Raw genomic sequence first — 26,112 nt, forward strand, 5'->3', positions numbered from 1 at the left:
CATCGTGCCGTGGGTTTACGACGCCGGTGCATCGGCATCGGCCGCGCGTTGCAGTGCGCTGCGTACAACCCCGCGGGTCAGCAATTGCGGGAGCACTTCGGCTGCGCCGCCGCTGGGCGGATAGACCAGATACAGCGGGACTCCGTTGCGGCCGAACTCCGCCAGTGCGGCTGTGATCGCCGGGTCGTACTGAGTCCAGTCAGCCTTGAGGAGCAAGGTGTCGTGTTGCTTGAACAGTGTTTGTACTTCGTTGCTGGCCAGCACGGTACGTTCATTAGCCAGGCAGGACAGGCACCAGTCGGCAGTGAAGTCGACGAACACCATGCGTCCTTGTGACTGCGCCTCGAGCACGCGCTGAGCCGACCAGCTCTGCCAGTTGCCGCTGATTTCGCGAGCCTCGGGTGGGGGCGTCCACAGTGGTGCTGCGGCCAGCATCAAGCCGCCTATGATGGCGATGCGTTTGCCGGCGGTACGGCTTTCTCCGGGTTTCTGGCGCAGGCCGTACGCCAGCGTGATAGCGCCGAGCAATCCTAGAGCTAGGCCTGGGCTGCCGGCCTGGCGCCACAGCACCCAGTACAGCCAGGCGGCGGTCAGCAACAGAGGAATGGCCATCCAGTGCTTGAGTGTTTCCATCCACGGCCCGGGCTTGGGCAGGCGGTGAGCCAGTGCCGGCACCCATGGCAGCAATGCGAAGGGGGCAGCAAGACCCAGTCCCAAAGCCGCGAAGATGCCCAGGGCCACTGGCGCAGGCTGCAGGACGGCATAACCCAGGGCGCCGCCCATGAATGGCGCCGTGCAAGGGCTGGCGACAACCACGGCCAACACGCCGGTAAAGAACGCGCCGCGCAGGCCGGATTGTTGCGTCAGGCTTTGCCCTGCGCCCATCCAGCTCATGCCCAGTTGGCTCCAGCCCAGCAAGGCCAGTCCGAGTATTACCATCAGCGCGGCCAGCAGGCTGACCACAACCGGGTTTTGCAGCTGAAACCCCCAGCCCAGCGCGGCGCCACCGGCGCGCAGTGCAAGCAGGGCCGCTGCGATAACCAGAAACGACAGCACGACGCCTACGGTGTACGCAATGCTTTCCATGCGCTTGTCGGCCAGGGATTCGGCTCGCGCCAGATTCATGGCTTTGAGCGTCAGTACCGGGAAAACGCAGGGCATCAGGTTCAGGATCAGTCCGCCTGCAAAGGCCATCAGCAGGATGGTCCACAGTGGGGTTGAGGGGCTTTGTGGTGCCGCGCTCCAATCGGCCAGATCGGTCGGGACGTCGCCCGGCGTCAGCGTGAGTTCAATGGCGTGGCGCTGGCCCTGCAAGTCCACAGTTAGAACGCCACGGACGGCTTGCTCGGGCTGACGGAAATCGGAGTGCTGCGGATTACTGACCACGATGCCGGCGTTGCCGCGTTGCCATTGCACATCCCCGGCATGGGCGATGAATTTGGCTTGTGCCGGGAACCATTGCGGATTGCTGGCGCCGGCCAGCGCATCCGCGGGCAGCGGGATGAGGGTGTAAACACGTCCATCACGCAGGTCGAAGTGACCGCGACTCTGCAATGTCTCGGGTAGGGCTTGCAGGGCCTCGGCAAGAAGGTCCTGCATGCCGCCAGCACGAATTTCGGCCACGCTGATCTGGTGGTCGGCTGATTCCGGTATGCAGATGTCTTTGCACACCAGCCAGCGCGCCTTAAGGCTGATCAGGGCGCTATCAGGTGTTTCGGGCGCAATGCTTACCCGAGTCAGCAGGGTATGAGCCTCACCGTAGCCGTAGGTTTGCAGGTCACCTTCGAGATAGGCTTTGGGTGCCGGCCACAGTACCGGGCCGGCACTGACGCCGTCTGGCAGGGTCCAGCGGAGCCGTGTGCCCAGGCCGGCATCGCCGGGATTGTCCCAGTAGGTATGCCAGCCAACATTGGGGGCAAGCTCCAGGGCGAGCAGAAAGTCGCGCCCATCGGGTGCTGGGCCGCCATAAAACTGGGTGCTTACCTGGGCGTTGCCCGCACCAAAAGCAGCGCCGCTGAGCATACTCAGCGCCAAGCTGATCAGGAACAGAATGTTTTTCATGCAGACAAAGACCCATGCGGGCGATAAATGTTCATCGCCGCCATAAGCTGAATTGAGTGAAGTAAGACGGACTTTAACGCCGCGCGGGTTCAGGTGTGGGACACTTTTACCTTGCCGCATCAAGCAGAACGTTGGAGAGAGTGGTGAATTCGAAGATTAAATATTGGCTCGTCGCCTGTGTGGCTGTCGTCGTGGTGGTGGGTTGCGCAACCTCACCAACAGGGCGCAAAACCATCAAGCTGATGGGGGCTGAGCAAATGAACGCGATGGGCGCGGAGGCCTATGCGCAGATCAAGCAGGAACAGACGATCAGCAAAAATGCCCAGGCAACCCGCTACGTTGCATGCGTGGCGCGATCCATTACCAGCGTGGTTGGTGGTGAGTGGGAGGTGACCCTGTTCGAGGATGAATCAGCCAACGCCTTCGCTCTGCCCGGTGGCAAGATTGGGGTGCATACCGGCCTGCTTGATGTGGCCAAGAACCAGAGTCAGCTGGCTGCAGTGATCGGTCATGAAGTTGGGCACGTACTCGCAGAGCACAGCAACGAACGGGCATCGGCCAGCACCTTGACCAATCTGGGTATGACCGTGGTTGACGCGGTAGCCGGTGCTTATGGCCCGGCTACGCAACAGACTGCGATGTCGCTGCTTGGCCTGGGTACCCAGGTGGGATTGTTGCTGCCGTTCTCCCGCGCGCATGAATCCGAGGCGGACATCATGGGCTTGGCAATCATGGCCAAAGGTGGATTTGACCCGCGCGAGAGCGTGAGCTTGTGGCAGAACATGGCCAGTCAGGGGGGCGGTGCGCCGCCAGAGTTCATGTCCACACATCCATCCCATGCCACACGCATTGCGGACCTGCAGGCGCACATTCCTGAGGTGATGCCGGAGTACCAGGCGGCGCAGCGTGCCGGGCGCAAGCCGAGCTGCTGATCCTGGTCATGCTTGGGGTTCTGATCGGCGTGGTTAAAAAAACTCGAAAAGGACTTGCGCAGTGTGGGAGAACTCCCTAAAATGCGCCGCTCTTTAGCCGGGGCTATAGCTCAGCTGGGAGAGCGCCTGCATGGCATGCAGGAGGTCGGCGGTTCGATCCCGCCTAGCTCCACCAAATACCGGCCAAGGTAAAAAGTCCTGTGTCCCCTTCGTCTAGAGGCCTAGGACACCGCCCTTTCACGGCGGCGACAGGGGTTCGAATCCCCTAGGGGACGCCATTTGATTTCGCCCGCATTTTGCGGGCGTTTTCATTTCTGCGGTGTGTGCGCATGAATGCATTGCCCTACGCTCATGGTGGTCCCGTCTTGCGAGGCGTGCTGCGCCAGCAGGCGTCTGACTTCGTGGTTGATGAAAACCTCGGTTTTGAGCCTGCGGGCCACGGCGAACATGTCTGGTTGGTGGTTCGCAAGCAATCCAACAACACCGAATGGCTGGCCCGTCAGCTGGCCCGTTTTGCGGGTGTTGCGCCGATGGCCGTTGGTTACGCCGGGCTCAAGGATCGCCATGCGGTGACCACTCAGGTGTTCACCGTACAGATGCCGGGGCGTGATGCGCCGGACTGGACGCAGCTCGGGATTGACGGCGTAGAGGTTGTGGCTGAGTCGCGGCACGATCGCAAACTGCGTCGCGGCGCGCTGCGCGGCAACCGTTTTGGCATCACCCTGCGTGGGGTTGAGGGCGAGCGCGCTGCGGCTGAGCAGCGGTTGCAGTCTTTACTCACGCACGGCGTACCCAACTATTTCGGTGAACAGCGCTTCGGTCGCGATGGCGACAATCTGGACAAGGCGCGGGCCATGTTTGCGGGTGCACGCGTGCCGCGCCACCTGCGCAGTGTGCTGACCTCGGCGGCACGCTCTCATCTGTTCAACGCGGTGCTCGCCCAACGGGTGGCGGGTGGCAACTGGTGCCAGGCTCTGGATGGTGAAGTTTACTGCCTGGATGCCTCGCACAGCTGGTTTGTGGCTGATGGCGAGGATCAGAGCGCCCGACTTGCTCAGGGTGATGTGCATCCGTCAGGGCCGTTGTGGGGGCGCGGGGCCCTGCCCAGCACAGGCGGGGCGGCGCAGCTGGAGCAGCGTATTGCTGATGCCGATAAAGCCTTGTGCGACGGCCTGGAGCGTGCAGGGCTGAAACAGGATCGCAGGCCTTTGCGGGTCAAACCTTCAGGTTTGGCTTGGCAATGGCTGGAAGATGACAGCCTGCGGGTCAGTTTCGAGCTGCCCGCAGGCTGTTACGCCACGACACTGCTGCGTGAAGTGGCTGTTTGGGAAGGTTGATCAGCCGAAGCTGAAGTCGGCAAATTGCTCGCGCAGGGTTAGCTTCTGGATCTTGCCCGTGGCGGTTTTGGGGATTTCGTCCACAAAGGCAATGTCATCCGGTAGCCACCACTTGGCGACTTTGTCTGACAGGTATTCCAGCACATCGTCTTTGCTGGGGGCTTGATCCTTGGCCACGATGATCAGCAGCGGGCGCTCGTCCCACTTGGGATGGGCGATGCCGATAACCGCCGCTTCGGCTACGGCGGGGTGGCCCAGCGCGGCATTCTCCAGCTCGATCGAGCTGATCCACTCGCCGCCGGATTTGATCACGTCCTTGGTCCGGTCGGTGATTTGCATGAAGCCATCGGCATCGATCGAGGCCACATCGCCGGTCGAGAACCAGCCGTCCGCATCGTGTGCGTCGTTGCCGGGAAGCTTGTAGTACTCAGAGCAGATCCACGGGCCGCGCACCTTGAGGTTGCCGACCGATTTACCATCCCAGGGTTGTTCGACGCCGTCGTCGTTGACGATTTTCATTTCAACGCCGTAGACCGCGCGGCCTTGCTTGGCTTTGAGTTTCCAGTAATCGTCGCGGCTGAGGTTGTCGGCATCGCGTTTGGGCACGTTAACGGTGCCCACTGGGCTCATTTCGGTCATGCCCCAGGCGTGCAGGGTGTCGACGTCGTACTTGTCTTTGAAGGCCTGCATGATGGAGATCGGGCAGGCCGAACCGCCGACCACGGTGCGCTCCAATGACGGCAGAGATTTGCCGGATTTTTCCAGATACTGCAGCAGGCCCAGCCACACTGTGGGAACCCCGGCGGCCAGCGTGACGTTTTCCGACTCGATCAGGTCCTGCAGGGTTTCGCCGTCGCCCATTTTGGGGCCGGGGAAGACCAGCTTGCAGCCGCACATGGCTGCGGCATAGGGGATGCCCCAGGCATTGACGTGGAACATCGGTACGACCGGCAGGACCGCATCGCGCACCGACAAAGCCAGTGCATCGGCGGCGACCGCCGCCATTGCGTGCAGCACGGTTGAGCGGTGCGAATAGACCACCCCTTTGGGGTTGCCGGTGGTGCCGGAGGTGTAACAGATGGAGCTGGCGGCGTTCTCGTCGAGTTGCGGCCAATCGAATGTGCTTGGCTGGCCCTGCAGCAGGGCGTCATAACTGACGAGGCCATCATCCAGTGAGGAGTCGGCCGGCGCCAGCACGACAATTTTTTCCAGCGTTTTGAGTTCGCCGCGGATCGCAGCGATCAATGGCATAAACATCGGGTCAATCATCAGCACGCGATCTTCGGCATGATTGATGATGTAGGCAATCTGCTCCGGGAACAGGCGCGGGTTGATGGTGTGCAGCACGGCGCCCATTCCGGATACACCGAAGTAAGCCTCGAAGTGCCGGTAATCATTCCAGGCCAGAGTTGCCACCCGATCGCCGGGCTTGATGCCCAAGCCGACCAGCGCATTGGCAAGCTGGGCAGAGCGCTGCAGGGCATCGCCCATGGTGGTGCGATGGCGCGGGTTGTCGCCGGTCACCGACACGATCTCCGCATGCGGATGATTGCGTGCGGCGTGGCGAATCAGGGTGCTGATGGTCAACGGTACATTCATCATCTGACCGAGCATGGTGTCTCCTCCGATTTAACTATTGTGAGTTTGGGGTCTGGTCTCAGCGCCGGGCCGATGGCCGCACACGTTGCCATTGCTGCAAATCGTTGGTGTCCAGCGGATCGCTGCCTTCAAGGTGCTGGCGCATGAAGACCAGATCATCGTAGCCCCAGAACAATTCGTCACCTATCAAAATACTGGGTACGCCAAACACCTTGCGGCGTATCGCCTCACGCGTTTGATTGTGAAGTGCATCCTTGATGTCCGGGTCATTGGCCTGGGCCAGAATGTGTTCACCGTCGCAGCCGGCCTGCGTGGCGCAGTCGTTGATGGTTTGAGCGGCGCTTGGGTCGCGGCTTTCTGCCCACACCGCATGGAACATGCTGTCGATGAAACGCGTGCGCGTAGCGACATCGTCGATCGCCAACGTGGCGCGCAGGCTGAGCAAAGGGTTGAACGGATGGCTGGCCGGTGGGCGCAGCGTGAGGTCGAGCTGGCGTGCTTTGCGCAGCACGTTCTTGAGCATCCATTGCGACTTGGCCGGCAGTTCGGCCGGGCCCTTGCCGCCATAGTGATTCAGCAGCCCGGCGAAGACCACGGGTTGCGGGATGATCGCCAGATTGTGGGCATCGGCGATGGGTTTCAGCCCATGCCAAGCCAGATAAGCATTGTGCGAAATGTAGTCGAACCAGAAATCAACGCTGGCCATATGGTGTGCTCCCCGCGCGGTACCAAATTAGGGCAGCAGTATTTCACCGCGAAGAAACAATCGGCAATCACCGCGTAACTTCACGCGCTGCGCGTCGAAATGCAGTTCGAGTTCACCGCCGCGTGCCGACAGTTGGCGCGCGCTGAGCTGGTCTTTGTTCAGTCGTGCGCTCCAGTAGGGTGCGAGATCGGCATGTGCTGATCCGGTGACCGGGTCTTCGTCGATACCGAATGACGGCGCGAAATAACGTGACACGATATCGACCTGCTCGCCTGGTGCGGTCACGATAACGCCCAACGGGTGCAATGCCGCCAGTGCGCGAAAGTCGGGGTTGAGGGTGCGTACGCTGCTTTCATCGTCAAACACGGCAATCCAGTTGGCGCCGCGCCGCACTTCAGTGGGGGCGCAACCGAGTGCAGCGGCGAGTTCGTCACGTGCGCTCATATCCGGTTCGGACGGGCGGCTGGGTAGGTCAATCTCGACTTGTGAGCCATAACGTTGCGCGCTCAGTACGCCGCTTTGTGTGTCGAAAGTCACGCTTTCTGCGGCCCAGCCTCCGTGATGAAATAACCACCACGCACTGGCCAGTGTGGCATGTCCACACAGTTCCACTTCATGGGTCGGGGTGAACCAGCGCATCGCGAAATCGGCATCGGTACCTTCGCTGCGCACCAAGAACACCGTCTCTGACAAGTTGTTTTCTGCTGAGATGCTTTGCAGTTGAGCGTCCGGTAGCCAGGATTCAAGGGGCACCAGGGCGGCCGGATTGCCGCCAAATACACGCTGAGTGAAAGCGTCGATCTGATAGATAGGAACTGGCGTCATTGTTGCTTGTCCGATATGACATCAAACGTTCACACGTCGGGGACAAAATCCACGGCGCATATAAAAGACGAGAGAAAGTGAAACGATGAAAACTATGGATCAATTACAAGTCGCCGCCAATGCGCCTGCGGCCTTGGAACTCAGCGTACCTTATGTAAGCCAGGATGCAGCGCTGATTGCAGCGCGCTTCGACGATGGCGCGCTCACGGGGCGCAGCCTGATTTGGGAAGTCTTCGAACAGGATGCGGTTGATCCGGTTCGCTATGGCCTGTGTCTGGTCAAGGCCGATGGTGAGCCGGAAGTGCGAATTCCGGTGATGGGGCTGACCCCGGGGCGGGCTTACCGCTATCGTTTCCTCGATGGCGTGAACAGTTCCCCGGAAGGGCGCTTCATCACGGCCATGCAGCGCGATACACACCGCGCCGCCTAAAGCATAACGCCGGGCACGAGGCCCGGCGCTGTTGTGCTTACTGCTCGAGCAGTTCCAGCTTGCCGGGCTTGCCATCCCATTCAGCGGCATCAGCAGGCGGATCTTTCTGCTCGCGAATCACCGGCCAGGCCTTGGACAGCGCCTCGTTGAGTTCCAGGAAGTGAGCCTGATCTTCGGGCAGGTCGTCCTCGGCAAAAATGGCCTCGGCCGGACATTCGGGTTCGCACAGCGTGCAGTCGATGCACTCTTCGGGATCAATCACCAAAAAGTTCGGGCCTTCGTGGAAGCAGTCCACAGGACAAACTTCGACGCAGTCGGTGTATTTGCACTTGATGCAGTTTTCGGTGACGACAAAAGCCATGTGCGCTCCGGCGTGAATTCTGAAATCGGGAAATTTTACTGAACTGCCGTCGCGCCGTCAGCCTTTAGACTTTCCGGGGCGCCACGGCGGCGTCGTGAGATCATGCGTATGCAGCCTATACTGACCTGTTTTCCGGTCCGAGAAATAGTCCTGTAGGCTGAGTTTCACGGTCGGGAAGGCGAGGTTGTCCCACGGTATCTGGTCTTCGCTCATGAGTTCGACCTCCAGGCTCTCAGGGCCTGGGCCGAAGTCCAGATCCAGCAGCTCGGCCAGATACAGCGTGTAAATCTGCCCGATGTAGGTCACATTGATAAAGCTGAACAGCTGTCTGACCTCGACCCGTGCGCGCGCTTCCTCCATGGTTTCACGGGCGGCACCCTGAGCCACCGTCTCGCCGATTTCGAGAAAACCGGCCGGCAAGGTCCAGTAGCCGTAGCGTGGCTCAATCGCGCGTTTGCACATCAACACCTTGTCTTGCCAGATGGGCAGACAACCGGTGATCACGCGCGGGTTTTGGTAGTGAATTGTGTGGCACGACGGGCAGATGAACCGGGGCAGGTGATCGCCCTCTGGAATACGGTGTTCCACCGTGCCGCCGCACTCGGCGCAATACTTCATGATTTGGTGCCTGTGTTGCGTGCCGGGGGTGGCATAGCGCGCGATTTTCAGTAATGATTCACGTATCTGCGCACTCGCGGGACGATGCGTTGATGCGAGTTTAGCAGCCCGACGGGGCCAGCTCGCAAGGCAAATAAATTGAGGGGAGCCAATGATTAAACAAAGTGCCGCCGTGGTGGCTGCAAGCATGCTGGGATTTGCTGCGCAGGCGCAGGATGGAGCGTGGTCGGTGTATGCCGGCGCTGATTACGTCATGCATGAAGTCTCGATCACTCGAGTGATTCCGCCGGCCAATCCGGAGCCGATTCCGGGTAACAACGGGCGGACCGTGCGCGAAGATGGGGATGGCAACAGCGTCCGTGTCCGCGCCGGCATGTGGCTGAGCGAAGATTTCTCGATCGAAGTTCAGGGCAGCGTCGATAGCGATGGTCTGGAAGGCAACGAGAGTGCTGAGATCGACAGTTACTACGGGGTTTTCGTGAATGTCCGGGCACAGCCGTTTGACTGGCTTGATGTGCTCTTTCCGGTGGGCTTCGCGGCTGTTGATGCCAACGTCGCCTATCTCGATGACAACGGTGATTTTCAGGTTGCCAGCATGTCTGAGGAGCGTGCCGCGTTTGGTATGAATCTGCAGCTGCGTCTGGGAGAGATGTTGACCGATCCTGATTCGCTCATTGCGGGGCTGGGTGTGGGCTTGGGCTTCATGGTTTACAGCCCGTCCGGCGATGCCAACGTGCGCGGCTATAACGCTGGTATTCAATTCGGTTTGGATTTTTAAAGGGAAGCCGGTCTGTGGCCGGCTCTTCCACGTAAAAAAGGCGGCCTCGGGCCGCCTTTTTTATGATGCAAGTTAGGCAGATACGGCCGGGAATTTTAATGCGACAACTGCTACGCGTACTGCCGTTGCCCTTGCTGGCGTTGCCGATGCTGTGGGTGGGCTGGACCCTGTTCAATGGTGTGCGTGAACATCCCGACAGCTTTGCCGGCTTGCCGCGCTCCCAGGATATGGCCTTGCTGCCTTGGATGCCGCATGGCTTTCAGGTGCTTGACCCGCCGGGGTTTGTGCTCGGTTATTCGGAGTATTGGCGCAATCCATTGTGGGTGGCCTACCGCTTGACCCAGCGGGTTGATGGGCCCTACGCCGACCGGCCCGGGCGGTTTGCTGTTGATGCCCGAACGTTCAGCCGCGTCAATGCGGAAGATTACAGTCACAGTGGCTTTAACCGCGGGCATATGGCGCCGAACTATGCAATGTCCCGCTTTCATGGTCGTGACGCCCAGCGGGCGAGTTTTCGCATGAGCAACATCGTGCCTCAGCGCGGTGCGCTGAATCAGAAGCTGTGGCAGCGCCTGGAGGAGCTCGAAGCCGATGTATACGCCGCTTCGGAAGTGCCGCTGTACGTTGTGATGGGGCCGGTGTTTACGGCCGAGGATGAGCGCTTGCCCAGCGGTGTGGCCATTCCCGACGGCTTCTTCCGCATCTGGTTGCGGCGTGATCGCGATGGCCGGTTGCGGGTGTTGGCCTTTCTGGTTCCGCAAACGGTCAGCGGTTATGAGCCGCTGGACGGTTTTCTGGTCAGCGTGGATGCGATTGAGCAGGCCACCGGCCTGGATTTTTTCCACCGCCTGGATGATGAGCAGGAAGCGGTTCTGGAAGCGGGCGTGAATGCCCAGGCCTGGGATTTCTCACGTCATGCCCGCCGGGCGCCACGCTACTGAGTCTCAGTCCGGGATTTTCTGATCCGGCCGGGGTGCAGGCAGCAGCACGGTTTCGGTGCCGCTCAAGAGGTCCTGCCAGGTTTTGTTCTGTGGATGGGGGATGGCCCAGAACACGCCGAGGCCGCACAGGCCCCAGGCTGGAATGGCGAACAGAAAGCGTAGGCCAGCACGCGGCCAGCTCACCGTACCGCCGTCTTCCTTGCGCACCTGCAGGCGCCATGCGCGCATGCCCAGGGTTTGTCCGCCGTGGGTCCAGAACCAGCTGTTGAAGAGTATGGAAATGGCTAGCAATACGCTCTGAAATGCGCGACTTCCAGCCGGCTCGGCGGCGCCGTCATGGATGAGTACGGCAATGAAGCCGGCGCAGATCCAAAGCGCCAGCAGCAGTAAGAAGTCATACACAGCTGCGCCCAGGCGACGCATGAAGGGCGCGGGTTGAATCAGTTCGGCCATGGCTTGGGCGCTACAGGGTCAATGTCATATCGAGGTGGGGAATGCCCGCTTCCAGGTACATATCGCCGTGTGCGACAAAACCCAGGCGACGATAAAAGTCGATGGCGGACTCTTGCGAAGCCAAGTGTACCGCTGACTCGCCGCGTAGGCGGGCTTCTTCGGTCAAGGCTGCCATTAGCAGGCGGCCCACGCCATGGCCGCGCCAAGGTGCAAGTACGGCAACGCGGCCGATGTGGGCATCCGGCAACATCCGCGCAGTGCCGATGGCCTGATCGTGATGCTGGGCCAAGACGTGGATACAGTCCGGGTCACGCCCATCAAACTCCACGGCGGGCGCGATGCCTTGCTCCTGCACGAACACCTGCCGGCGTACTGCCAGGCAGGCATTGCCGTGTGTGGCCCAGTCTATGCGCTGCGCTGTAAGCATCGCCGACGACGCCAGGTCGCCAACACACCGAGCAGCATCAGTGCGCCGCCGTCGACAAGTCCGCCGCGTAGAGGCGTGAGGGCCTTGCTCTGACGTTCCAGAGTGACATTTGCGCTGTCGATCTCGCCCCAACGGTTGATCACCTGGTATTCGACCTGATCTGCGTTATGGCCGGGGCCAAAGTCGTAAAGTAGTTGCTGGCCCTGGACGCGGACCTGGCCGTTTGCGGCGCGTGCGCTGAGCAAACGCAGTGGCTGTTGGCCTGCATCGTTGCTGAGGACGTCGAGCAGCAGTTGTGCGCTGTCGTCTGGCACGCTGGTGAAGCTGTCATTGGCCGCACGCAGTGTATTGGTGCTTGGGTCCAGTCCGTCCAATGTGAGCTGGCCGGTGCCTGCGGGGTCGAGCCAGGCGCGCAGCTGCCGAGCTGCAGCGCTGTTGTTGTCCCATGAGACGTCGAGTCGGCCGTAGACGTCAGCGCCATCCGGGCTGGAGCAGGATGAGTTGCCGCCTGAAAGCTGGCCGACTACGCGATGCTGTGCATCCCACAGGCCGGCGCCCGACGAGCCGGGTTCGGTGACGCCCTGACTCCAGAACACCTGCCAACTCTGCACTGACTGCCCATCAACATTGGCGTTGCGTGGTGCGGCAGCCTGATTGAACAGGCTGATGCGTTTTTCGTCACCGCCCGGATGATGCACGCTTGCGCCGCTGGTCGGGGCCAGTCCGCGTGCATCCCAGCCGGCGTAATAGACCTGATAGTTGGTTGCCGGTTGCTGGTTGAGACGCAGCAGGGTGAAGTCGGTTGCGGCATCGTCGGCCAGCAGGCTGGCGCCGGTCTGGTTCTGGCGCAGGTTGCCATCTGGCGAGCCGCCGCAGCGGCTGGTTTCGAAGTTCCAGTACACCACCACCGAGCTGGGGGCGAACTCACCATTCGCGCTAACCCCACAATGACGCGCGGTGAGCAGCAGCGGGTCGCCGTTTTGTTGGGTGTTGTTAAGCAGCACGGCGCTGCACAGACGCTGGCCGCCCAGCGTAATGCGCGCGCTGGCCCGCACGGCATCGGTCCAGCTGTCGGCCTGACTGCAGGCCACGTCGATGTTGCAGCTGCCGGACTTGCTGAGCAATGTGAAATCACGAAAGCCATGCTGAACCTGGCTCACGCGCAGCTGCGTGTTGGGCTGTTCCGAAGCCGCAACGCGCAGCTCCAGGATCAGTGCGTTGCGTGGCACCAGGGGCGACCAGAAGCGCGCATGGCGGGTCAGAACGTCGGTGCTTAGCGGGCCGTGCCAGCGCTGGCCGTCGCCATCGTAGAGGTTCAGCGTGGCCCCCGCCGGCAACTGCATATCGCTCAGTGTGACGCTCAGGCTGAGGGCGTCTTCGCTGCGCAGTTTGAGTCGCCAGACAGCCTCGCCGGCCTCCTGCTGCCACTGCCCATGCTGCGTGCTGTTCAGGTCGACATCGCCAGCTCGGGCATAGTCCAGCGCGCTGGATGGTGCCGCGGCGTGGGTCGGTCCGGGGCTGGTGAGATCCAGCGTGGACAGTGTGTTCAGCAGCAGGCGCGAGAGCCACGGGCTGTCGGCGGCCTGGCTGGCCGGTGTGGCCAGCAGCAGCGCGCTCAGAATCAGGTGGCGAACAGGCAGGTTCATCCGGTCAATCTCCAATGATTGATTGGCGATACTGATTCAACACGTTTGGCGCGGTTGAAAGTATCCGGAATCACCCAGTGTGCCTCAGGTGTGCGTGCCGTGTAGAGGTCGGCGTGACCAAAAGCTGGCCAGCACGCTGCCGGCAATGATGTGCCAGATGCCCCAGCACGCTGCGATCAAGGCCATGCCGCCGAGCCCGCCAAAGAAGTTGAAGATGAGAATCAGGCCCAGCCCCGAATTCTGGATGCCGACCTCCACCGTCACGGCGCGGGTGTCTGCATCCGGCAGGCGGACCAGGCGGGCCAGCAGGTAGCCGCAGCCAAAAGCGATCAGGTTGTGCAGAACCACCAGGCCCAGGACCAGGCTGAGGTATTGGCGGAAGGCATCCAGATTGTTGGCGGCGGCGGCCAGCACGAAACCGAAGAAGGCGGCAAACGAGAACCAGCGCAAGGGCGTGCGCAGATAGGCGGTGAAGCCTGGGTAGCGCGCAGCCAGCCACATGCCCAGTGCCAGTGGGGCGCCGAGCATGATGCAGACCATGATCAGCATGTCGCTGAACTGCAGGGACACGCTTTGAAGCAGCGGCGCGAGCTGGCTGTCCAGCTGCCCCCAGAATGCAAAATTCAGCGGCGTCATGACGATGGCAGCGAGCGACGAGACCGCCGTCATGGTCACGGACAGGGCCGAGTTGCCGCGCGAGATATGGGTGACGAAGTTGGAGATATTGCCGCCAGGGCAGCTCGACACCAGCAGCATGCCGAGGGCGAATTCCGGTGCCGGGCGCAGGATCTGGATAAGCACAAAGGTTGCCGCTGGCAAGGCCAGAAATTGCGCACACAGCCCGGCAAAGACAGCCCGTGGTAACTGCAGCACGCGCTTAAAATCAGCCACGCGCAGATCAATTGCAATCCCGAACATGACCACGCCAAGCACAACGTTGAGCAGCGTCAGGCTCTGTGGCGAGAAGTTGAGCGTGATCTCCTGCATCACTGCGGTTTGCTTGCAACGGCGGTGATCACGCCGAAATACGGCGGTTGCGATTCGCGCAGGCTGACATCGCACTGCTCGCTGATGAGCCCGGCCTCTTCGATCAGCTGGCTAAGCGCAGCCGGCTCGAAGCCCAGATTGACGTGATCGAACGCCGCCACGGTGGCTTCGTGGGTATGCCGGGCCAGCGTTGAAATGATCGCGCGCGCCCCCGGGCGCATCACCCGGGCCAGTTCGCTCAGCACCTGGGCAGGTTGTGCGCTGTAGGTCAGGGCGTGGAGCAGAAAGACGGTGTCGAAACCGTTGTCCGGCAGAGGCAGGTTGTGCATGTCGCCTTGCAGATAGCGCGCCTGGGCAAAATCCTGCAGGCGCTGGGTGCCGGCTTCAACCAGCGTTGCGCTGAAATCCACGCAGGTGATTGAGCGGCTGCGCGGTGCCAGCAGGGCGGCCAGCATGCCGTCGCCAGCGGCAATGTCCAGCACATCGCCAAAGGCCAGCAGCGGCAGCAAGGCATGCGCGGTGGCCTGCCAGGTGCGCCCCGGGGAGTAATGCAGCTCCATGTGGCCGGCAACCGACTCAGCCCAGGTCAGGCCTGGGTTGCGCCGACGCAGCACTTCGGCCATGCGCTCGCGGTCGCTGTTGATCTGTTCGCTGGAAATGTCCTGGCGCAGGGCTTGCCACAGGCGTCCGATGGTGCCGCTGTGCGCGGTGGCCGAATAGAACACGGTGGTGCCCTGGCGCCGATCCTGCACCATCCCGGTATCGCGCAGCTTGCCCAGATGAGTCGACACGCGGCTCTGCGCCAGTCCGGTGATGTCGGTGAGTTCGGCTACGCTGAGTTCTTCAGCCTCCAGCAGCAGGAGCAGGCGCTGGCGTGTCGCATCGGCCAGAATGCGGCAGACTGCGGCGCTTTCGGTGATGTCCATGCTCATGCGGGTATGTTGCCGACTCAAAAAACAGCAGTCTGCCACACGCACGAGCGGCACAGGACAAGACCTTGATTCGACTGGATGTATTGCGTCATGGCGAATGCCAGGGCGGGGAGATTTTTCGCGGCGCCACCGATGTGGCGCTGAGCGATGCTGGTTGGCAGCAGATGCGCGCTTCGGCGGAGCGCGCGGCGGCGCCCTGGCAGCGTATCGTCAGTTCGCCTTTGCAGCGTTGCCGGGCTTTTGCCGAGGAGCTGAGCGTGCGTCTTGAGATTCCGCTGAGCGTTGATCCGGACTGGCGGGAAATGAGTTTTGGCCAGTGGGAAGGGCAGTTGCGTGAAGAGGTCTTCGCGCGTGAGGCGCAGGCGATCAGTGCGTTTTATCGCGACCCGGTCAACTGCGCGCCGCCGCAAGGTGAGGCGGGTGATGTCTTGCAAGCGCGGGTTGTCGAGGCCTATCAGCGCGTGCTGGCAGAGGCGTCCGGGCAGCATGTGCTGATCGTGACGCACGGCGGTGTCATCCGTGCGCTGCTGGCGCATGTGCTGGGCATGCCGCTGCAGCGCATGTTCACGCTGGATGTGCCGTATGCCTGCTTGAGTGGATTGCACCACGTCGAGCGGGCCGGTTTCAGTCGCTTGCTCAGCCATAACACCTGAGCGCTAGTGCCGCGCCTTGTTATGATGCGCGCCGCTCCACAGGAAACAGCCCCGTGCACAGCAAGGAACTGACAGCCGCTCTGGATGCGGCACGCGCCGCCGGCGAGATCATTCGCGGTGCCTACCGCAAGAACTTCGACGTCACCATCAAAGCCGACGCTAGCCCCGTCACCGAGGTGGATGTGGCGTGCGAGCACCGGATCCGCGAAATTCTGGATGCGGCTTGCCCCAGCTACGGCTTTTTCGGCGAGGAAACGGGTCAGTACGACATGGATGCCGAAGCCATCTGGCTGATCGATCCACTGGACGGCACCAAGAGCTTCGTGCGCGGCTACCCGTTCATTTCCACCCAGATCGCCCTGATGCGTGACGGTGAGCTGGTGCTGGGGGTGTCTTCAGCGCCGCTGTTTGATGAGCTGGCCTGGGCCGAGAAGGGGCGTGGTGCGTTTCTCAATGATGAGGCGCTCAAGGTCAGTGCTATCGACAACTGGCCCAAGGCCACCCTGTCGACCGGCAACATCGCCAGTCTGACACGCGAGCCGGCGGCATGGTCGGCACTGGGTGAGCTGATTGGCCAGGTGCACAGGATTCGTGGCTACGGCGATTTCTATCACTACCACCTGCTCTCGGCCGGGCGCATTGATGCGGTGGTCGAGTCAGACGTCAATATTCTCGATATTGCCGCCAATACCGTGATTTTGCGCGAGGCCGGCGGCGTGATCTGCGATCTGCGCGGTCAGGATGTGGGGCTGGAAACCACTTCGGTGGTCGCTGCCAACGCGGCCCTGCACGCGGACTTGCTGGGCCGTTTCAGTGGTTGCGGAGTCGGCTGAATTCAGCGCAGGCTGATCTCTGGCCAGCCCTGGCGTTTGGCCAGTGCGCTGAGTTTGGGGCAGGGGTCGACAGCAAAAGCATGATCGGCCCATTCCAGCAGCGGCGCATCGTTGATTGAATCGCTGTAGAACCAGGTCTCGCTGGGGGCAGGGCGTTGCTGCAGCCAGACCTGCAGCTTTTCGATTTTGCCGCCCTGGAAGCAGGGGATGCCGTCGATCTCACCGGTGAAGCGCCCGGCGACAATTTCCCCATCGGTGCCGAGCAGGTGCTCAACCCCGAGCACATCGGCGATCGGGCGCGTGATGAAGCTGTTGGTGGCGGTGATGATGACCAGTTCGCGGCCGACCTGGCGATGCTGGTCGAGAAGAGCGCGCGCGCCCGGGGCAATCATCGGCTCAACCACAGCGCTGACGAATTCGGCGCGCCAGGCCTCGAGCTGCGCCATCTCGAACTGGCCCAGGCGGCCGAGGCTGAAACGGGCGAATGCGCGAATATCCAGCTCGCCGGCCTTGTAGTCCTCGTAGAACTGCTGGTTCTGCGCGTCGTAGGTGGCGCCATCGACCACCCCCTTGTCGACCAGAAAACGGCCCCAGCTGTAGTCGCTGTCGCCTGCCAGCAAGGTGTTGTCGAGGTCGAAAAGTGCCAGTTCCATGATCTGCGCTGCAGCAAATGAGCGGGCTATTCTGCCTTGGCTTTGTGACATCTGCATCGCCTGTTCGCGCCGGTTTGGACTTGTGCCGGGCTTGTGGAAGAATGGACCCAGTTCAAAATATTTTTCCACCGATGATCGACGCTGATGGTTTTCGTCCTAACGTCGGCATCGTGGTGCTCGGGCCCAACAAGCAGGTGTTGTGGGCCAAACGTGTGGGTCAGGATGCCTGGCAGTTTCCGCAAGGTGGCATTCAACGCGGCGAAAGCCCCGAAGACGCCCTGTACCGGGAGCTGCACGAAGAGCTTGGCCTGAAGCAACACGATGTTGAGGTGATGGGCTGTACTCAAGGCTGGCTGCGCTACCGTTTGCCGCTGCGCTATATCCGCCGAAACAAGAAACCCTTGTGCATAGGCCAGAAACAGAAATGGTTTTTGCTGCGCATGGTGTGTGATGAATCCAGCGTGCACTTTGCGGCTTGCGACAAGCCGGAATTCGATTCCTGGCGCTGGGTTGACTACTGGTATCCGCCCAACGATGTGATCTTCTTCAAGCGTTCGGTTTATCGCCGTGCCTTGCGCCAGCTGGAGCCCCTGCTGGGAGATCAGGCCTGTGCCTGAGTCCGCGAGGTCCCGGCGGGGAAGCGATTGATAATCGCAATGAGAATATTTGTCGAACGCTATTGACAACGATTCGCATTTGGGGTGTTATACGCCCCATGTATATCTGTGTTTGCCATGCCGTGAATGAGCGGCGCATCGAACAGGCGGTCGCCGAGGATGGCGTGCGCAGTATCAAGGGCTTGTGCATGGCCACCCGTGCCGGCACCTGCTGCGGCAAATGTCTGCCTGAAGCCAAGTCCCGCCTGAACGAGGCGCTGGCCCGTCATGTGCCTATGGCGAGCGCTGAACGCGTTGCCTGATGCGAATCGATCTGATTTGCGCTACTAATAAAAATCACCCTAAAATCAGTTATTTACATTGATATCGTGGGGCTGGTCTGCTAGCCTTGCGGCCTGTTCAATTGCAGGGTGGGTTGAGTCATGAAAGGCGACGCCAAGGTTATCGAGCACCTGAACAAGGCGCTTAAAGCGGAGCTGACCGCGATCAATCAGTATTTTCTTCATGCGCGGATGTACAAGAACTGGGGTTTCGAGACCCTGGCCAAGCATGAATACGAAGAATCCATCGATGAGATGAAGCATGCGGATGCGCTGATCGAGCGCATCCTGATGCTGGATGGCCTGCCCAACCTTCAGGATCTGGGGCGCCTGCGCATCGGTGAAGATGTGGAGGAGTGCCTACGTGCCGATCTGGCGCTGGAGCTGGATGCACACCCGATGTACAAGGAAGCGATTGGCTATTGCGAGTCGGTGGGTGACTACGTCACGCGCGAGATTTTTGTGCGCATTCAGGAAAGTGAAGAAGAGCACATCGACTGGCTGGAAACTCAGCTTGATGTGCTGGGCAAGGTCGGGATCCAGAATTACCTGCAAAGCCAGATGTAATTCAGCCCAGAGGGCTGCAAGCCGCGCCAGTGCTGAACTCGCGCGGCTTTTTTATGCCCGCTCTGCTAGAACGGCTTGACCACCGCCAGCAGCACGATGGCAATGAGCAGAACCGATGGCGCTTCGTTGAACAGGCGGTAGAACTTTGCGCTGCGGGTGTTGCGGTTGTCGCGGAAGGTTTTGACGAAGCGGCTGCACAGGTGGTGATAAACCAACAGCAGCGCCACTAAGGTCAGCTTGGCATGAAACCAGCCGCTGCCGGTCAGCAGGCCCATGCGCCAGCCGGCCAGCAGCCAGATTCCGAACAGCAGGCTCAGCGCGCCGCCGATGTGGGTCATGATCATGAGTCTGCGTTCCATGATCTTGAAGCGCTCATCGCTGAGCGTGTCCTGGGTATCCGCGTGGTACACAAACAGACGCGGCAGATAAAACAGGCCGGCAAACCAGGTGACGACAAAGATGATGTGAAAGGCTTTGATCCAGAGCATGGGGTCAGGTCCTGTAGGCCTTGTCGATGGCCTTGCGGGTGAGAATGCCGTAAATCACGGTCGGGTCGTTGCGTGTGGTGCGTTCGACATACAGGGCTTCCACCCCGCTGCTGTCAAAGGTTTCGCTGGCCTCCTGCAGCGAGGCGCGCAGCGGCACCGGGGCGCATTGGCGGCGATCGCCGGGAATCTTGGCCAGGTTGATCAGGCGCGGCTCCTCGTTATCGTCGTCCTCCTCGCTGGCCACCGTCACGGCGTATTGAACATCGGCTGCACCAATGACAAAAGCGGGTGATTTTTCGGGCCGTACCAATAGCCAATCCGGTTTTCCGCGCAGAAGATCGCGGGCCTGATCCAGTGTCAGGCTTTCTTCGCTGACCGCAAAATTGCGGTTCATCGTGGGTATCACACTGAGCCGGCGCAAAGAGCGTGACACCGGGTCGTTGCGGTAATCGAGCCCGCGGTTCTTGAGCAGCAGCGAGACGATCGATTCGCCGTGGTTGGTCTCGCGGCAGACCAGCACGGCCGTAATGACGGTGATCATGGCGGCGAAGACCATGTCGGTGCGGCCGGACAGTTCCAGAATCACGATCAGCGCGGTCAGCGGTGCTTGCAGTACGGCGCCGAACATCGCACCTAGGCCGAGCAGGGCAAACAGAGCGACCTGCTCGGCAGGCAGGCCGGTGGCCTGGGCGCTGAGGTGCCCCAGCGCGCTGCCCAGGCAGGCACCCACCAGCATGCAGGGCATGATGATGCCGCCCGGAATTGCGGTGGCAATGGCCAGGCTGGAGCAGATCAGGACGATGCCGCCGAGTATCAGTGAGGTCGACAGCGGCATGTCGCCGGCCAGCGCCTGATTGATGTTGATGAAACCATCCACGCTGGTCAGCGGTAAAGCCATGGCAAAAAGCGCCGTGATCAGGCCTGTCGCGCTCATATTGATCCAGGTCGGGATGTCCCTGGCGCGGACTGTCAGCCAGGCAATGGCGCGTTGATAGTAGGTTGCGATCAGGCCCAGCGTGGCGCCGACGGCGAGCAGGATGGGCAGCTGGCTGAGCGATTCGATCTCGGCCACGCTGACACTGAGTGTGGGGTGTGCGGTGAGCCACAGATGAGCCACGGCATTGGCGCTGACCGCGGCGACAATGGTCGGTGCCAGGCCCAGCACCGAGTATTCCATGATGATCACTTCCATGGTGAAAATCACGCCGGCCAGAGGGGTGTTGAACGATGCCGAAATGCCGGCAGCGGCGCCGCAGCCGACCAGCGCGCGCACCGTGCTGTGGGGTAGCTCCAGGTATTTGCCGATCATGCTCCCGCCCGAGGCGCCCAGATGCATGGCCGCCCCTTCTCGACCAACCACTTGACCGGAGCCGGCTGCGATTACGGTGCCCAGAAAATTGGCCCAGGCGTTGCGAGTGGGCAGCTGTCCCTGGTGGTGCATGAGGCGTTCAACAATATGTACCAGGCCGGTGTGGCGATGGCGCGCCTTGACGAACTGGAAAATCAGCCCGACCAGCAGCGCGCCGAGTATGCTGGCCCAGAATTGCGTCGGCAGCTGCGGCAGGCTTTGCATGCTGAATACGCCGGGCTGCTCAAACAGCCAGCGGGCGAAGTCGATCAGGTGGTGCAATGCGGAAATCGCCAGCCCGGCCAGCAGGCCGCAGACGCAGCCCAGCAAGGACAGCGCGAGAATGCCCGGTTGCGCGGTGACGGGGAACATCATTCGCAGGGGAGAGGTCCAACGCCATCCTTTCATCCCTGTACCCATGCTAATCTGACGAGTTTTCCCGACCTTGAAGTTTATGTCTGACCAATTGCGTGTCGCGATCGTGGGTGGAACCGGTTACACCGGTGCCGAGTTGCTGCGTCTGCTTGCGGTGCATCCGCAAGCCGAAGTGGTGGCCGTGACCTCGCGACAAGAATCCGGTCGACCGGTTGCAGACGTGTTCCCCAATCTGCGGGGACATTATGCACTGTCCTTCAGCGAGCCTGACATGGAAGCGCTGGCGCAACAGTCCGATGTGGTGTTTTTCGCCACCCCGCATGGCGCGGCGATGTCCGGTGTGGCCGAGTTGCTGCGTCGTGACGCGCGCGTTATCGACCTGTCGGCAGACTTTCGCTTGCGTGATCAGGCGGTGTGGGAGCAGTGGTACGGTCAAACTCATACAGCGCCCGAGTACCTCGATGAAGCGGTGTATGGTTTGCCTGAGCTCAATGCCGCATCGCTGGCTCAGGCGCGCCTGGTGGCCTGCCCGGGGTGTTACCCGACTGCGGTTGAGCTGGCCCTGATGCCGCTGCTTAAAGCCGGTGTTGTTGCATCTCGCGGGATCATTGCTGACGCCAAGTCGGGTGTCTCCGGTGCCGGTCGGCAGGCCAAGTTGGGGATGCTGTTCTGTGAGACGGCGGACAGTTTTGCGCCGTACGCCAGTGCCGGGCATCGCCATCAGCCGGAGATCGACCAGATCTTGAGCGAGATGGCCGGGACGCCAGTGCAGTGCCTGTTCCAGCCGCATCTGACCCCGCAGGTGCGCGGCATTGAGGCCAGCATTTATGCGCCGCTGGTGGATCAACAGGCCGACCTTCAGGCGCTGTTTGAGGCGGCTTATGCAGACGCTCCGTTTGTCGACGTGATGCCGCCCGGTAGCCATCCGCAGACGCGCAGCGTGCGTGGTTCCAACATGGCACGTCTTGCGGTAACACAGCGCGGCGATACTGCCGTGGTGTTCAGCGTTATCGACAATTTGGCACGCGGTTCCTCGGCTCAAGCCATCCAGTGCATGAACATCATGTTTGGTCTGGATCAGGCCGTTGGCCTCAACGCGCCGGCGATGCTGCCGTGACGGTATCCAGTCCCGGGCGTCGCGCACGTCTGCTGCGTTACGCGACCGTCGCGCTGGCCGGGGCGGTCGCGGGTGGTTTGCTCACCTACGGCGTCATGCCGGAATCATTTGATGATGCCGTGCCTGAAGAGTTGGTTGGTGCCGACTGCCCGGCTCAGCTCAGCGCATTGCAGCGTCAGCGCCGTCAGCTCAGCGAAGAGCTGGCCTACGTGAAGCAGTCGGTTATCGTCGAGCAGGAAGCCTGTTTCGAGTTGCGCGACAGTCTCAGCGAGCAGGTTGCCGAGGTTGGCAAGCTGAATGAACAGCTCGCGTTTTACCGCGGTATCGTGGCACCCGAACAAAATCTGGCGGGTGTGCGTATACACAAGGCAGAGATCATGCCGCTGTATGGGCGCGACTATCAGTTTCGTCTGACCTTGCTGCAGCCAGTACGGCAGTCATCAGATGCCAAGGGCATGCTGAAGTTGCATCTGGAAGGGCTGAAGAAAGACGTGATGCTGGCTTTGCCGCTGCGTGACATCGCGCTCGGTGAGAAAACGCCGGCTTTGTATGAGTTTCGCTATTATGTCGAGGTATTTGGCCAGTTTCGCCTCCCGTCTGATTATCGGCCCTTGAGATTGGTCGCCGAGGCCATACCTGAAGAGCGAGGGCTGAAACCGGTCAGCCAAACCTTTGTCTGGGCGGAAATTCTCAAGCCCGAGGCCGCTGAAGAGAGCAACCCATGAGCGAAAATCTTCTCGTATTCACAGATTCCGCCGCGCTGAAAGTCAAAGCCTTGATGGAAGATGAGGGAAACCCCAATCTGAAGCTGCGTGTCTTCGTTTCTGGTGGGGGCTGTTCAGGCTTTCAGTACGGTTTCACCTTCGATGAAAATCAGGGCGAAGGCGATACGCGGGTCGAAAAGCAGGGGGTTTCTCTGCTGATTGACCCCATGAGCTACCAGTATCTTGAAGGTGCTGAAATTGACTACAAGGATGACGTCAACGGGGCGCAGTTTGTGATCCGCAACCCCAATGCGACAACCACCTGCGGCTGCGGCTCGTCTTTCTCTGTCTAAGGCTGAGAGACGTTCTCGCTGGCGCTGGCCACCAATGCGCTGTTGGTTGGCGCAAAGTCATCAAGCTTGGCTAGCAGTGTTGCAGTTTGGCCCTGAAAGCGCTCCATTTCGGCTTTGGCAATCGGTGGTGCGCTGGGCAGTTTGACCCGCAGCGGGTCGACGTGTTTGCCGCCAACCAGAAATTCGTAATGCAAATGCGGTCCGGTCGCCAGTCCGGACATGCCGACATAGGCGATCGTGTCACCCTGGCTGACGCTAACTCCTTTACGAATGCCTCGGCGGAACGCGTTGAGGTGTGCGTATAGCGTTTGGTACTTGCCAGCGTGCTGCAGGATGACAACGCGTCCGTAGCCGCCTTTGTTGCCTGCGAAGACGACTTTACCGGCGCCTGCGGCTTTGATCGGGGTGCCGCGTGGGGCCGCATAGTCCACGCCCTTGTGGGCGCGAATCGTGTTGAGGATCGGGTGTTTGCGCCCCATTGAGAAGCGCGAGCTGATGCGGGTGAAATCAACCGGTGAGCGCAGAAACGCTTTTTTCATCGGTTTGCCATCCGGGGCGTAGTAGGCGGCGCGCTCATCGCTGTCGATGTAACGCACGGCACGCAAGGCCTGCCCGCGGTTGGTGAATTCAGCCGCAAGTATGTTGCCCTCTTTGAGCAGCTTGCCGTCGCGGTAAAGCTCTTCGTAAATCACGCGAAACCGATCGCCGGCGCGGATATCCAGGGCGAAGTCGACATCCCAGGCAAAAATATCGGTCAGCTCCATGGTGAGCCGATCAGACAGCCCCGCAGATTTGGCCGAGAGGAACAATGAGTTTTCGATAACCCCTTCGACGGCGACCTCGCGGACACTGAGATCATCAACCAGCAGAGATTGCTCGTATTGGCCGTCTTCATCACGGCGAATGCGCAAGGTTTTGGTGTCATTGATGCGCATGTCCAGTGCGGCCACGCGCTGCTCATCATCCAGCCCCAGCATTAGCTTATCGCCAGGGCGCAAGCGCAACAGACGTTTGGCATCACCGTCTAGCTTGGCGAGCGCCATCCAGTCGATGGGTTTGAGCCCGTTGCGGTCAAATAATATCGACAGTGAATCGCCGTTTCGCACGACCAGTTCGCGGCTTTCAAGCCGAACAAGCTGCGCTTCGTCCTGGGGCTCTAGTGGGGCGGCGGGTGGTTGCGCTGCGAGATCCAGGAGTGCGGCGTTGCTGCGTTCGGTGTCTTCAAGGGCTGCGCTAGGGGGCGCGATTGCGGCCTGCGCACTTGAGATGGGGGCGATATCGTCGAGCAGCGAACGTGCTTCATGAGTGCGCGGGACGAGGGCGATGTCATCCTGGGCGGATGTTGCGCTCGCAAGCGCTTCTGGCGCGGGCTCGTCGTTGCGATCGCCAGCCAGATAGAATGCTAAAGCAAAAAGACCTGCGCCGATGGCCAGCTTGGGCGCGAGTCGCGCCGAGGCCGGAGTGTCGGGCTCCGTTACAATATAGTCAGATTTCATTACTGCTCGCCCCCAATACCCATGTGTACCCATATGCAGGTATTGGGACTGCAGCATACTTGAAGGTATCGCCTGAGGCTAGTGTTTTCATAGAGATACAGCCGGTTGCTTCAGCGCGATGGAAACAAATCGCCCTAACCATAGATAAAAGCTGACGAATGAATTTGGAAACGGCAGTGGCCGAACTTGCCCGCGGTGTTGCGGAACTGATTCCGGAAAGTGGCCTGCACGCATTATTAAAGACGGCGGCCAAGGAGAATCGTTCCCTGGTTGTTAAGGCTGGTTTTGACCCGACCGCGCCAGATCTTCATCTCGGGCACACTGTGTTGCTCAACAAAATGCGTCAGTTTCAGGAGCGTGGCCACGATGTGGTGTTCCTGATCGGGGATTTCACCGGGCGTATCGGTGATCCCACCGGCAAGAATGTAACGCGCAAGCCGCTGACAGAAGAACAGGTGCAGGCCAACGCTCGCACCTACGCCGAGCAGATATATAAGGTCCTGGATCGCGATAAGACGCGCATCGAGTTCAACTCCAAGTGGCTGGGCAGTATGAGTGCCAGCGACACCATCAAGCTGGCAGCTCAGTTCACGGTGGCTCGCATGCTGGAGCGCGACGACTTCGATAAACGCTACAAAGCTGGCCAGCCCATCGCAATCCACGAGTTCCTGTACCCGCTGATGCAGGGGCAGGACTCGGTCGCGCTCAAAGCCGATATTGAGCTGGGCGGCACGGACCAGAAATTCAATTTGCTGGTGGGGCGCCATCTGCAGGGGCAGGCTGGTCAGGCCCAGCAGGTGGTGATCACCATGCCGATTCTGGAGGGGCTTGATGGTGTCCAGAAGATGTCGAAGTCATTGGGCAATTACATCGGTATCAATGAGCCGCCGGATGAGATGTTTGGCAAGTTGATGTCGATATCCGACGACCTCATGTGGCGTTACTACGAACTGTTGAGCTTTGAATCTCTGGATGAGGTAGAGCGACGACGGGCTGCGGTGAACGATGGCAGTTTGCACCCCAAGCAGGCCAAGATGGACTTGTCGGAAGAAATTACCGCGCGCTTTCATGGCCCAGATGCGGGTGTGCAAGCTCGCCAGGCATTTGATCGCCGTTTTGCCCAGGGCGAGTTGCCCGAAGACATCGATGAAATTGAGATCGCTGTAGATAGTGAGGGTATGGGGTTGGCCCACCTTTTGCGCGCCATGGGCTTGGTGTCCAGCACCTCTGAGGCGATGCGTATGCTCAAGCAGGGCGCGGTTAAACTTGATCAGGAGCGGGTGACCGACCCCAAGCAGGTGTTCTTGCCCGGGCGGAGCGTTTTATTGCAGGTGGGTAAGCGGCGCATTGCGCGCGGTCATTTGGTTTGATGCCGCTCGGCGCGAGCTAAGCCTTTGATTTGCATGAGGCTGAAAAAAAAATGAAACAAACAGTTGACGCCTCAGAGGGGGCGTGTATCATACGCCTCCCTTGACGAGCAGCCTGCTTCACATGAGCAGGGTGAGACGTCAAAAGTTCTTTAAAAATCAAGCAAGTAATTTGTGCGGGTGCTCCT

General features: G+C 60.6%; 29 protein-coding genes and 2 tRNA genes. 16 read left to right on the forward strand and 15 right to left on the reverse strand.

Translation table 11 applies throughout. From position 1 onward, the window contains the following. Positions 1-15: 15 nt before the first annotated feature. Entirely contained in the window at positions 16-2,061 is a 2,046-nt protein-coding gene (locus ATO7_RS16010) for a protein-disulfide reductase DsbD family protein (protein ID WP_158523244.1), read from the reverse strand. A 143-nt stretch (positions 2,062-2,204) separates the two neighbouring features. Between ATO7_RS16010 and ATO7_RS16015 the strand changes: the two genes are divergently transcribed. From ATO7_RS16015 to truD, 4 genes are all read left to right on the forward strand, one after another. After that, the gene (locus tag ATO7_RS16015; protein WP_240499505.1) at positions 2,205-2,993 is read left to right on the forward strand and encodes a M48 family metallopeptidase; all 789 of its coding nucleotides are present in this window, start codon (positions 2,205-2,207) and stop codon (positions 2,991-2,993) included. 99 nt (positions 2,994-3,092) lie between these two features. Beyond that, positions 3,093-3,168: transfer RNA gene (locus ATO7_RS16020), tRNA-Ala, on the forward strand. 27 nt (positions 3,169-3,195) lie between these two features. After that, positions 3,196-3,271 (forward strand) — tRNA-Glu (locus ATO7_RS16025). A gap of 51 nt (positions 3,272-3,322) precedes the next feature. Further along, a complete protein-coding gene (gene truD / locus ATO7_RS16030; RefSeq protein ID WP_083563421.1) occupies positions 3,323-4,330 on the forward strand; it encodes a tRNA pseudouridine(13) synthase TruD in 1,008 nt (335 codons plus the stop codon). Here truD and ATO7_RS16035 read toward each other — a convergent pair whose 3' ends face one another. Genes ATO7_RS16035 through ATO7_RS16045 form a run of 3 tightly spaced genes read right to left on the reverse strand, consistent with a single transcriptional unit; the run spans position 4,331 to position 7,460 of the window. After that, positions 4,331-5,944, reverse strand: a complete 1,614-nt coding sequence (locus ATO7_RS16035; protein ID WP_083563422.1) for a long-chain-fatty-acid--CoA ligase — start codon at positions 5,942-5,944, stop codon at positions 4,331-4,333. A gap of 43 nt (positions 5,945-5,987) precedes the next feature. Beyond that, entirely contained in the window at positions 5,988-6,635 is a 648-nt protein-coding gene (locus ATO7_RS16040; protein ID WP_083563423.1) for a 2-hydroxychromene-2-carboxylate isomerase, read from the reverse strand. A gap of 27 nt (positions 6,636-6,662) precedes the next feature. Next, positions 6,663-7,460: a PhzF family phenazine biosynthesis protein gene (locus ATO7_RS16045; RefSeq protein ID WP_083563424.1), complete on the reverse strand. Its 798-nt coding sequence runs from the start codon at positions 7,458-7,460 to the stop codon at positions 6,663-6,665. Between the two features lie 94 nt (positions 7,461-7,554). Here ATO7_RS16045 and ATO7_RS16050 point away from each other — a divergent pair, with 94 nt between their 5' ends. Beyond that, complete coding sequence (locus ATO7_RS16050) at positions 7,555-7,890, forward strand: PhoD-like phosphatase N-terminal domain-containing protein (RefSeq protein ID WP_083563425.1); 336 nt, start codon at positions 7,555-7,557, stop codon at positions 7,888-7,890. A 37-nt stretch (positions 7,891-7,927) separates the two neighbouring features. On the opposite strand, the gene fdxA is transcribed toward ATO7_RS16050, so the two are convergent. Both fdxA and ATO7_RS16060 read right to left on the reverse strand, forming a co-directional pair. Next, a complete protein-coding gene (fdxA, locus tag ATO7_RS16055; protein ID WP_083563426.1) occupies positions 7,928-8,251 on the reverse strand; it encodes a ferredoxin FdxA in 324 nt (107 codons plus the stop codon). A 57-nt stretch (positions 8,252-8,308) separates the two neighbouring features. After that, positions 8,309-8,869: an NUDIX hydrolase gene (locus ATO7_RS16060; RefSeq protein ID WP_083563427.1), complete on the reverse strand. Its 561-nt coding sequence runs from the start codon at positions 8,867-8,869 to the stop codon at positions 8,309-8,311. Positions 8,870-9,020: 151 nt separating this feature from the next. Here ATO7_RS16060 and ATO7_RS16065 point away from each other — a divergent pair, with 151 nt between their 5' ends. Next, positions 9,021-9,647 carry a hypothetical protein gene (locus tag ATO7_RS16065; protein ID WP_083563428.1) on the forward strand — a complete coding sequence of 209 codons (627 nt, stop codon included), beginning with the start codon at positions 9,021-9,023 and terminating at the stop codon, positions 9,645-9,647. 98 nt (positions 9,648-9,745) lie between these two features. Continuing rightward, entirely contained in the window at positions 9,746-10,588 is an 843-nt protein-coding gene (locus ATO7_RS16070; protein ID WP_158523245.1) for a DNA/RNA non-specific endonuclease, read from the forward strand. Positions 10,589-10,591: 3 nt separating this feature from the next. On the opposite strand, the gene ATO7_RS16075 is transcribed toward ATO7_RS16070, so the two are convergent. From ATO7_RS16075 to ATO7_RS16095, 5 genes are all read right to left on the reverse strand, one after another. Next, complete coding sequence (locus ATO7_RS16075) at positions 10,592-11,041, reverse strand: RDD family protein (RefSeq protein ID WP_083563430.1); 450 nt, start codon at positions 11,039-11,041, stop codon at positions 10,592-10,594. Between the two features lie 10 nt (positions 11,042-11,051). Next, positions 11,052-11,468: a GNAT family N-acetyltransferase gene (locus ATO7_RS16080; RefSeq protein ID WP_083563431.1), complete on the reverse strand. Its 417-nt coding sequence runs from the start codon at positions 11,466-11,468 to the stop codon at positions 11,052-11,054. Continuing rightward, on the reverse strand, positions 11,447-13,114 hold the full coding sequence (locus ATO7_RS16085) for a trypsin-like serine peptidase (RefSeq protein WP_083563432.1): 1,668 nt from the start codon (positions 13,112-13,114) through the stop codon (positions 11,447-11,449). The genes ATO7_RS16080 and ATO7_RS16085 overlap by 22 nt, the downstream gene beginning before the upstream one ends. Before the next feature lie 84 nt (positions 13,115-13,198). Next, positions 13,199-14,101, reverse strand: coding sequence for a bile acid:sodium symporter family protein (locus ATO7_RS16090; protein WP_083563433.1), 903 nt, complete (start codon positions 14,099-14,101; stop codon positions 13,199-13,201). Next, positions 14,101-15,033, reverse strand: coding sequence for an ArsR/SmtB family transcription factor (locus ATO7_RS16095; protein ID WP_206044961.1), 933 nt, complete (start codon positions 15,031-15,033; stop codon positions 14,101-14,103). Before ATO7_RS16095 ends, ATO7_RS16090 begins: the two co-directional genes overlap by 1 nt. A 65-nt stretch (positions 15,034-15,098) precedes the next feature. Here ATO7_RS16095 and ATO7_RS16100 point away from each other — a divergent pair, with 65 nt between their 5' ends. Together ATO7_RS16100 and ATO7_RS16105 are read left to right on the forward strand one after the other, a co-directional pair. Then, positions 15,099-15,686: a histidine phosphatase family protein gene (locus ATO7_RS16100; protein WP_146680406.1), complete on the forward strand. Its 588-nt coding sequence runs from the start codon at positions 15,099-15,101 to the stop codon at positions 15,684-15,686. Positions 15,687-15,739: 53 nt separating this feature from the next. After that, complete coding sequence (locus ATO7_RS16105) at positions 15,740-16,519, forward strand: inositol monophosphatase family protein (RefSeq protein WP_083563435.1); 780 nt, start codon at positions 15,740-15,742, stop codon at positions 16,517-16,519. A gap of 2 nt (positions 16,520-16,521) precedes the next feature. Here ATO7_RS16105 and ATO7_RS16110 read toward each other — a convergent pair whose 3' ends face one another. Next, on the reverse strand, positions 16,522-17,172 hold the full coding sequence (locus ATO7_RS16110; protein WP_083563456.1) for a histidinol-phosphatase: 651 nt from the start codon (positions 17,170-17,172) through the stop codon (positions 16,522-16,524). Between the two features lie 131 nt (positions 17,173-17,303). Here ATO7_RS16110 and ATO7_RS16115 point away from each other — a divergent pair, with 131 nt between their 5' ends. The 3 genes from ATO7_RS16115 (at position 17,304) to bfr (ending at position 18,676) form a co-directional block, all read left to right on the forward strand. Continuing rightward, the gene (locus ATO7_RS16115; RefSeq protein ID WP_083563436.1) at positions 17,304-17,789 is read left to right on the forward strand and encodes an RNA pyrophosphohydrolase; all 486 of its coding nucleotides are present in this window, start codon (positions 17,304-17,306) and stop codon (positions 17,787-17,789) included. Between the two features lie 98 nt (positions 17,790-17,887). After that, positions 17,888-18,091 (forward strand): (2Fe-2S)-binding protein, encoded by a 204-nt coding sequence (locus ATO7_RS16120; RefSeq protein WP_083563437.1) that lies wholly within the window; start codon positions 17,888-17,890, stop codon positions 18,089-18,091. Positions 18,092-18,211: 120 nt separating this feature from the next. After that, positions 18,212-18,676, forward strand: a complete 465-nt coding sequence (bfr, locus tag ATO7_RS16125; RefSeq protein ID WP_083563438.1) for a bacterioferritin — start codon at positions 18,212-18,214, stop codon at positions 18,674-18,676. A gap of 65 nt (positions 18,677-18,741) precedes the next feature. On the opposite strand, the gene hemJ is transcribed toward bfr, so the two are convergent. Beyond that, the gene (gene hemJ, locus ATO7_RS16130) at positions 18,742-19,164 is read right to left on the reverse strand and encodes a protoporphyrinogen oxidase HemJ (protein ID WP_083563439.1); all 423 of its coding nucleotides are present in this window, start codon (positions 19,162-19,164) and stop codon (positions 18,742-18,744) included. Between the two features lie 4 nt (positions 19,165-19,168). Further along, the gene (locus ATO7_RS16135) at positions 19,169-20,887 is read right to left on the reverse strand and encodes a chloride channel protein (protein WP_158523246.1); all 1,719 of its coding nucleotides are present in this window, start codon (positions 20,885-20,887) and stop codon (positions 19,169-19,171) included. Positions 20,888-20,966: 79 nt separating this feature from the next. On the opposite strand from ATO7_RS16135, the gene argC reads away from it, so the two are divergent. The 3 genes from argC to erpA are packed head-to-tail and all read left to right on the forward strand — an operon-like array spanning position 20,967 to position 23,061. After that, positions 20,967-22,004, forward strand: coding sequence for an N-acetyl-gamma-glutamyl-phosphate reductase (gene argC, locus ATO7_RS16140; protein WP_083563441.1), 1,038 nt, complete (start codon positions 20,967-20,969; stop codon positions 22,002-22,004). Next, positions 22,001-22,729 carry a DUF6776 family protein gene (locus ATO7_RS16145; protein WP_083563442.1) on the forward strand — a complete coding sequence of 243 codons (729 nt, stop codon included), beginning with the start codon at positions 22,001-22,003 and terminating at the stop codon, positions 22,727-22,729. The genes argC and ATO7_RS16145 overlap by 4 nt, the downstream gene beginning before the upstream one ends. Beyond that, on the forward strand, positions 22,726-23,061 hold the full coding sequence (gene erpA, locus ATO7_RS16150) for an iron-sulfur cluster insertion protein ErpA (protein ID WP_083563443.1): 336 nt from the start codon (positions 22,726-22,728) through the stop codon (positions 23,059-23,061). The genes ATO7_RS16145 and erpA overlap by 4 nt, the downstream gene beginning before the upstream one ends. Here the strand turns inward: erpA and ATO7_RS16155 are convergent. After that, positions 23,058-24,557: an OapA family protein gene (locus ATO7_RS16155; RefSeq protein WP_158523247.1), complete on the reverse strand. Its 1,500-nt coding sequence runs from the start codon at positions 24,555-24,557 to the stop codon at positions 23,058-23,060. The genes erpA and ATO7_RS16155 overlap by 4 nt on opposite strands. 158 nt (positions 24,558-24,715) lie before the next feature. Between ATO7_RS16155 and tyrS the strand changes: the two genes are divergently transcribed. Beyond that, the gene (gene tyrS, locus ATO7_RS16160; protein WP_083563445.1) at positions 24,716-25,927 is read left to right on the forward strand and encodes a tyrosine--tRNA ligase; all 1,212 of its coding nucleotides are present in this window, start codon (positions 24,716-24,718) and stop codon (positions 25,925-25,927) included. Positions 25,928-26,112: the final 185 nt, after the last annotated feature.

Origin of the sequence: Oceanococcus atlanticus (assembly GCF_002088235.1) — a bacterium.
GTDB lineage: Bacteria > Pseudomonadota > Gammaproteobacteria > Nevskiales > Oceanococcaceae > Oceanococcus > Oceanococcus atlanticus.